The following is a 5909-nucleotide window of genomic DNA, read 5'->3' as shown; positions in this document are numbered from 1 at the left end:
CTGGTGGTCCGCTCCTCATCCTCCCGCCCGCGCATGTGTGAATGGCGTGTGACGGCACGGGTCCGCCCTTGGGGAGCGGGCCCGTACGCGGGAGGATGAGGAGCGGACCACCAGCGGCGACAGCGGAGGATGCAGCGTGAGCAGCGAAGCGGGCACGGCCGGGACCGGCAGCGGCACCGTCTCGGGCGAGGACGAGGTCGTCGACCTCTGCCGCGAACTCATCCGGATCGACAGCAGCAACTACGGCGACCACACCGGACCCGGTGAGCGCGCGGCCGCCGAGTACGTCGCGGAGAAGCTCGCCGAGGTCGGTCTGGAGCCGAAGATCTACGAGTCGCACCCGGGGCGCGCCTCGACCGTGGCCAGGATCGAGGGCGAGGACCCCTCCAGGCCGGCCCTGCTCATCCACGGCCACCTGGACGTCGTCCCGGCGAACGCCGGGGACTGGACGCACCACCCCTTCTCCGGCGAGGTCGCCGACGGCTGCGTCTGGGGGCGCGGCGCCGTCGACATGAAGGACATGGACGCCATGACCCTCGCCGTCGTCCGCGACCGGCTGCGCAGCGGACGCAGGCCGCCCCGGGACGTCGTCCTCGCCTTCCTCGCCGACGAGGAGGCCGGCGGCACCTATGGCGCACGCCACCTCGTCGACCACCACGCGGACCTCTTCGAGGGGGTCACCGAGGCGATCGGCGAGGTGGGCGGTTTCTCCTTCACGGTCAACGAACAGCTGCGGCTCTATCTGATCGAGACCGCCGAGAAGGGCATGCACTGGATGCGGCTCACCGTTGAGGGCCGGGCCGGGCACGGGTCGATGACCAACGACGACAACGCGATCACCGAGCTGTGCGAGGCGGTAGCCCGGCTCGGCAGGCACAAGTTCCCGGTGCGCCTCACCAAGACCGTACGGGCCTTCCTGGACGAGCTCTCCGACGCGCTGGGCACCCCGCTCGACCCGGAGGACATGGACGCCACGCTGGAGAAACTCGGCGGCATCGCCAAGATGATCGGCACGACGCTGCGCAACACCGCCCAGCCGACGATGCTGGGCGCCGGGTACAAGGTCAACGTCATCCCCGGCCAGGCCGTCGCCCATGTCGACGGCCGCTTCCTGCCCGGGCACGAGGAGGAGTTCCTGGCGGACCTCGACCGGATCCTCGGCCCCCGGGTCAAGCGGGAGGACGTGCACGGCGACAAGGCGCTGGAGACCAGTTTCGACGGGTCGCTGGTCGACGCCATCCAGTCGGCGCTCGCCGCGGAGGACCCGATCGCGCGGGCCGTGCCGTACATGCTCTCCGGCGGTACGGACGCGAAGTCCTTCGACGACCTCGGAATCCGCTGCTTCGGTTTCGCGCCGCTGAAGCTGCCGCCGGAGCTGGACTTCGCCGGCATGTTCCACGGCGTGGACGAGCGCGTCCCGGTGGACGGCCTGAAGTTCGGGGTGCGGGTCCTGGACCGGTTCCTCGACCAGTGCTGAGGCCGGTGCCGATGTCGCGGCCCCCGCGGCGCGGCAGACGGCAGACGGCAGAACCATCGTCCCGCACGGATTGTCCGACACGCGTACGCCCATAACCGGTACGGGTGAATGACCCCCCCGGGGTCGTAGCCCCCGTTGTTCCACCTCGTTACAGGGTGTGCGGCTCGCACGCTGGGCCGCATGTGCCAACAAGGAGGAATAATGATCAAGAAGGTCGTCGCTGCTGCGGCTGCCACCGGTGGTCTCGTTCTCGCGGGTGCGGGCGCGGCCATGGCCGACGCGGGTGCCCAGGGTGCGGCCGTCGGGTCGCCCGGTGTCCTGTCGGGCAATGTCATCCAGGTGCCTGTGCACGTGCCGGTGAATCTCTGCGGCAACACCATCGACACGATCGGGCTGCTGAACCCCGCCTTCGGCAACGCCTGCGTCAACAGGTGACGTTGCGCCTCACCCCATGAGGGTCTGAGCCCGGGCGGCCCCGGACCGCGCGCCGCGCGTTCCGGGGTCGTCGGGCTCGCACACCCGCGGGCACGGCGTCCGCGGATCTTCCGAAGGCTGTAAGGCAGGGGACGAAAACATGCGACAGGTCACCAGGAAAGGCCTGATCACCGTGGCGGCCGCGGGTGGTGTGCTGGCGGTGTCCGGCGGCTACGCGCACGCCGACTCGACGGCGGTCGGCGGTGCCCACCACTCACCGGGCGTGCTGTCCGGGAACTCGGTCCAGGTGCCGCTGCACGTTCCGGTGAACGCGTGCGGCAACTCGCTGAACACGATTGGCGCCATCAACCCGGCGTTCGGCAACACGTGCGCCAACACCGGCGGCGGGGCGGGCACCGGATCGGGCGGCGGGGCCGCGGCGGTCGGCCGCACGAGCGACTCGCCGGGCGTGGCCTCGGGCAACAACGTGCAGGCCCCGGTCTCCGTGCCGGTCAACGCCTGCGGCAACACCGTCAACACCACAGGAGTCGGCAACCCCGCCTTCGGCAACGGCTGCGCGAACGGGTCGGGGAGCCACGCACAGCCGCCCGCCCCCGAGCAGCCGCCCGCTCCGGGGAAGCCGGTCACACCGGAGAAGCCCGAGAAGCCGGTCACGCCGGAGAAGCCCGAGAAGCCGGTCACACCGGTCACGCCGGAGAAGCCCGAGAAGCCGGTCACACCGGTCACGCCGGAGAAGCCCGAGGGCCCGAAGACCCCGGACAAGCCGGTCCAGCCCGAGGGCCCCCGGACCCCGGACATGCCCGGCTCGCCGACCGGTCCCGGGGAGCTCGCGGAGACCGGTGCCGGCACCCTCGCGCTGACCGCGCTCCCGCTGGGCGCGGGAATGCTGCTGGCCGGCACGGTGCTCTACCGCCGCGCCCGCGCCACCGCCTGATCCCGGACACGCTCCGGGCCGCAGACGGCCCCAGAACGGAGGGGCCCCGCATCAGCGGGGCCCCTCCGTTCATTGCGCGCCTGTCACCAGGTGGCGCGTACCTGGCGGATGATCCGCCGGCGCAGCCGCACCCTGCGGCTTCCGTCGCGGTTGATCCGCAGTCGGTCCAACTCCCAGTGTCCGTACTCTGCATGGTCCGTCAGCAGACGCGTCGCCTCCTTGCGGGACACCCCGCGCGGTACGTACACGTCGACAAATTCGTATTCCGGCATCGCATCTATTGTGCGTGCAGTGGCCCGGTACGGATAGCGTCTGCTGTATGTCTGATGCTGCGCAGCCCACCGCTGCCGAGGTACGCGCCGCCGCCGAGGCCGTCAAAGCCGCGCTCGACCGCCACCTCGCCGCGGTCGAGCAGAGGTCGGGAGAGGACGACCCCGCCGTGTCCGCCGCGTTCAACGCACTGGCCACGGCCGCCGAGGAGTACGACGAGCTGCTGTACACCCGCCACGACGAGGTCACACCGTTCGAGATCCCGGGCGAGGACGGTCTGCCGCCCTACGCGGGTCCCGAGGAGCCGAGCGCCGTCAGCGTACTGATCCGCAGGGACTACGCCGTGGTGGAACCCCAGCGGCTGCTCGCACAGGCGCAGCGGATCACCGACCTGGCCCCGGACACCGAGGACGACGAGGCCGGCGGCAGGGTGCACGACGCCCTCAGCGTTATCTTCGGCGAGTTCGAGCCTGACGAGATCGCCTCCCGGCACAAGGAGTTCGGTCTCGAGGAGGGCGACTCCACGCTGTGGGTCACCGCGGCGGACGCCCTGCCCGAGCCGGGTGAGTGGCTGAGCGCCCCGTTCGACCAGGCCGAGCCGGAGCGGGTGATCTGCCGTTTCGACGTCAGCGCGGTCTTCGACGACGACCATGACGACGGCCACGACGACCTGGACGACCTCGAGGACGACGAGGACGACGAGGACGAGTCAGGACTGGCACTGGCCGTTGCGGACGGGGAGGAGCTGGAGGTCATCGACTCCGAACGCTGACCCCGGGGGTTGCCCGGACCCCGCCCGCCGGGCCGGGCCCGGGCTCTCCCGGACCCGCCGTGCTTCCCCCGTCAGTCAGTCAGCCGGCTTCGGCTGAGTGCGCAGGAGCGTGCGCAACCGGGTCGTACGCTCCTGCGCCGGCACCTCCGCCACGGCGCGCGGCAGGGCCTGCTCGACGCCCTGCACCACCGACAGATGGCGCTCTCCCCGCCCGAAGGCCGTGTACACCCACGGCCTGCTCAGCGCCTGAGCCGCGTCCCCCGGCAGCACCACCACGACGGCGGGCCAGCGGATTCCCACCGCCTGATGCGCGGTGAGCGCCCAGGCATGCCGCACGGTCCGCTCCACCAGGCCCCTCGCCACGTGCACCGGGACGCCCTCGCACTCCAGACGCAGCCCCTCCGCGTCGGCGCCCACGACCGTCCCCCGCAGGGTGCGGCCTGGAGCGGGCACCCAGGCGATCCTGTCTCCGGGGTCGAAGCCGCCGAACCGGCCGGGACCGGGGTTGAACCGCTCCTTCAGCGCCGTGTTCAGCACCCGGGTGCCCGCGGCGCCACCGTGCCCCGGCGTGATCACCTGCGTCTGCTCCGCCGGAATCCCGAGGGCGCGCGGCACCGAGTCCGCGACCAGCTGCACCGTGCGGTGCACGGCCTCCCCGGCGTCCCGCACCGGCACGATCACGAGTTCCCTGCCCGGCGCCTCGACCTGGTTGAGCTCACCGATACCGATCCCCGAGACCAGCTCGCCGAGCGGCCCGGGGTCCGGGACACGCGAGTTGACGCGGGGACACGCCCCGGAGGCGAGGACATCGGCGAAGACCCGCCCGGCACCTGCCGACCCCAGCACCCCGGGGTCACCGCTGAGCACCAGCCGCGCCCCGTCGGGCACGGACTCCACCAGCACGGCCGCGCTTTCCACGTCCAGCTGCGGGGCGTCCAGGACGACCAGCACATCGAGCGCGAGCAGGCCCTCCACGTCACGGCCGGGACCCTCGGCGCCGGACAGCAGCCCTGCCACGGTCAGGGCCGCGTCCGGCTGCCCCGGCAGGTCCGCCGCCAGCCGCTTCCGGCCGTTCTCACTGTGCGCGGCGGCGAAGGCCCGCAGGCCCCGCGCACGCGCGGCCGTCACGACGGAGGCGGCCTCGGCCCTTGCGGCCTCGCCGCCGCTGTGCGCGACCAGGCCGTTGCCCGCCACCGCGCGCACCAGCTCCGAGTCGGGCTCCCAGCCGGTTCCGTCCGGCTGGTCCGCCACGAAGGTGTTCACCAGCCGGGCCAGACCGTCGGCCAGGCTCTCCTCCGCGAGGGCGTACCGGTCGAGCCCCACCAGCACCTCCACCTCCACCTCGGTCTCGGCCCCGGTCTCACCCGTACCGCTCTCGGTGAGGCCGTCCTGGAAGACCAGCACACTGCCGTCCTCGATCGCGGACCACAGAGCCTTCTCCGGATCCGGCACGGACCGCTTCGCGATCCCGGCGCGGACCGTGTCAGCGGTGAGCGCCGTGTGCCCGGTCCCCGCCGCCCGCTCCAGCACCCAGCGCACCAGAGCCGAGGTCCGCCGCTCGTCCGCGGGTCCGCAGGCGTCCCCGAGCAGCGCTCGCGCGAACCCGTCGGCGTGCTCGGGGGACACGCCCGGCACGGCCAGCAACTGCCAGGGGTCCTGCCGCAGCAGCTGCGTCGCCGAGGCCCCCAGCACCTCGACCACCCGCACGCTCAGCGCCTCCGGTGCCCGGCCCTCGGCCAGCACCTCCCGCACGCCGCCCACGGCCTCCGGTGCCAAGCCCCCGAGTCCCGCCGCCGCGCCGGTGGCGCCGGACGTGCCCGTGCCGGACCCGGTCAGGCCTGGAGACCCGCCGTCGACCGCCGCGCCCGGGGCGCGGGGACCCGCGACGGCGGGGGCGGGACCGCCGCCGCCCGGCCCGGCCGCGTGCCGGGCCGCAGCCGGTCGCGCCGCGCCGCGGGGGGTGTCCGGCCGGGCGCCCCGGTCCCGCCCGGCCGGGGAGCCGCCGCACGCCTCCGTCCCCC

Annotated in this window: 6 protein-coding genes; 4 read left to right on the top strand and 2 right to left on the bottom strand. The window is 73.2% G+C overall.

All coding sequences use genetic code 11. From position 1 onward, the window contains the following. The first annotated feature begins 136 nt into the window (after positions 1–136). From GUY61_RS33330 to GUY61_RS33320, 3 genes are all read left to right on the top strand, one after another. Positions 137–1477: a M20/M25/M40 family metallo-hydrolase gene (locus tag GUY61_RS33330; protein WP_166634061.1), complete on the top strand. Its 1341-nt coding sequence runs from the start codon at positions 137–139 to the stop codon at positions 1475–1477. A 201-nt stretch (positions 1478–1678) separates the two neighbouring features. Then, positions 1679–1912: a chaplin gene (locus GUY61_RS33325; protein WP_166634060.1), complete on the top strand. Its 234-nt coding sequence runs from the start codon at positions 1679–1681 to the stop codon at positions 1910–1912. A gap of 139 nt (positions 1913–2051) precedes the next feature. Continuing rightward, a complete protein-coding gene (locus GUY61_RS33320) occupies positions 2052–2846 on the top strand; it encodes a chaplin (RefSeq protein WP_166634059.1) in 795 nt (264 codons plus the stop codon). 83 nt (positions 2847–2929) lie between these two features. Here GUY61_RS33320 and GUY61_RS33315 read toward each other — a convergent pair whose 3' ends face one another. Then, on the bottom strand, positions 2930–3118 hold the full coding sequence (locus GUY61_RS33315; protein WP_166634058.1) for a DUF5703 family protein: 189 nt from the start codon (positions 3116–3118) through the stop codon (positions 2930–2932). A gap of 47 nt (positions 3119–3165) precedes the next feature. On the opposite strand from GUY61_RS33315, the gene GUY61_RS33310 reads away from it, so the two are divergent. Continuing rightward, positions 3166–3888 (top strand): hypothetical protein, encoded by a 723-nt coding sequence (locus GUY61_RS33310; RefSeq protein ID WP_166634057.1) that lies wholly within the window; start codon positions 3166–3168, stop codon positions 3886–3888. Between the two features lie 75 nt (positions 3889–3963). Here GUY61_RS33310 and GUY61_RS33305 read toward each other — a convergent pair. Continuing rightward, on the bottom strand, positions 3964–5909 hold a 1946-nt coding region (locus GUY61_RS33305; protein ID WP_166634056.1), incomplete at its 5' end, for a helix-hairpin-helix domain-containing protein.

It is taken from the genome of Streptomyces sp. GC420 (assembly GCF_009916105.1).
In the GTDB taxonomy this organism is placed as follows: domain Bacteria; phylum Actinomycetota; class Actinomycetes; order Streptomycetales; family Streptomycetaceae; genus Streptomyces.
Note: the sequence above shows the minus strand (reverse complement) of the source record. Positions and strands in the feature narration are given on the sequence as shown.

Bases quoted from the DNA above. Each gene is read 5' to 3' on its own strand.
- GUY61_RS33325 (WP_166634060.1), top strand. From the start codon at position 1,679: ATGATCAAGAAGGTCGTCGCTGCTGCGGCTGCCACCGGTGGTCTCGTT.
- GUY61_RS33320 (WP_166634059.1), top strand. From the start codon at position 2,052: ATGCGACAGGTCACCAGGAAAGGCCTGATCACCGTGGCGGCCGCGGGT.
- GUY61_RS33315 (WP_166634058.1), bottom strand. From the start codon at position 3,118: ATGCCGGAATACGAATTTGTCGACGTGTACGTACCGCGCGGGGTGTCC.
- GUY61_RS33310 (WP_166634057.1), top strand. From the start codon at position 3,166: ATGTCTGATGCTGCGCAGCCCACCGCTGCCGAGGTACGCGCCGCCGCC.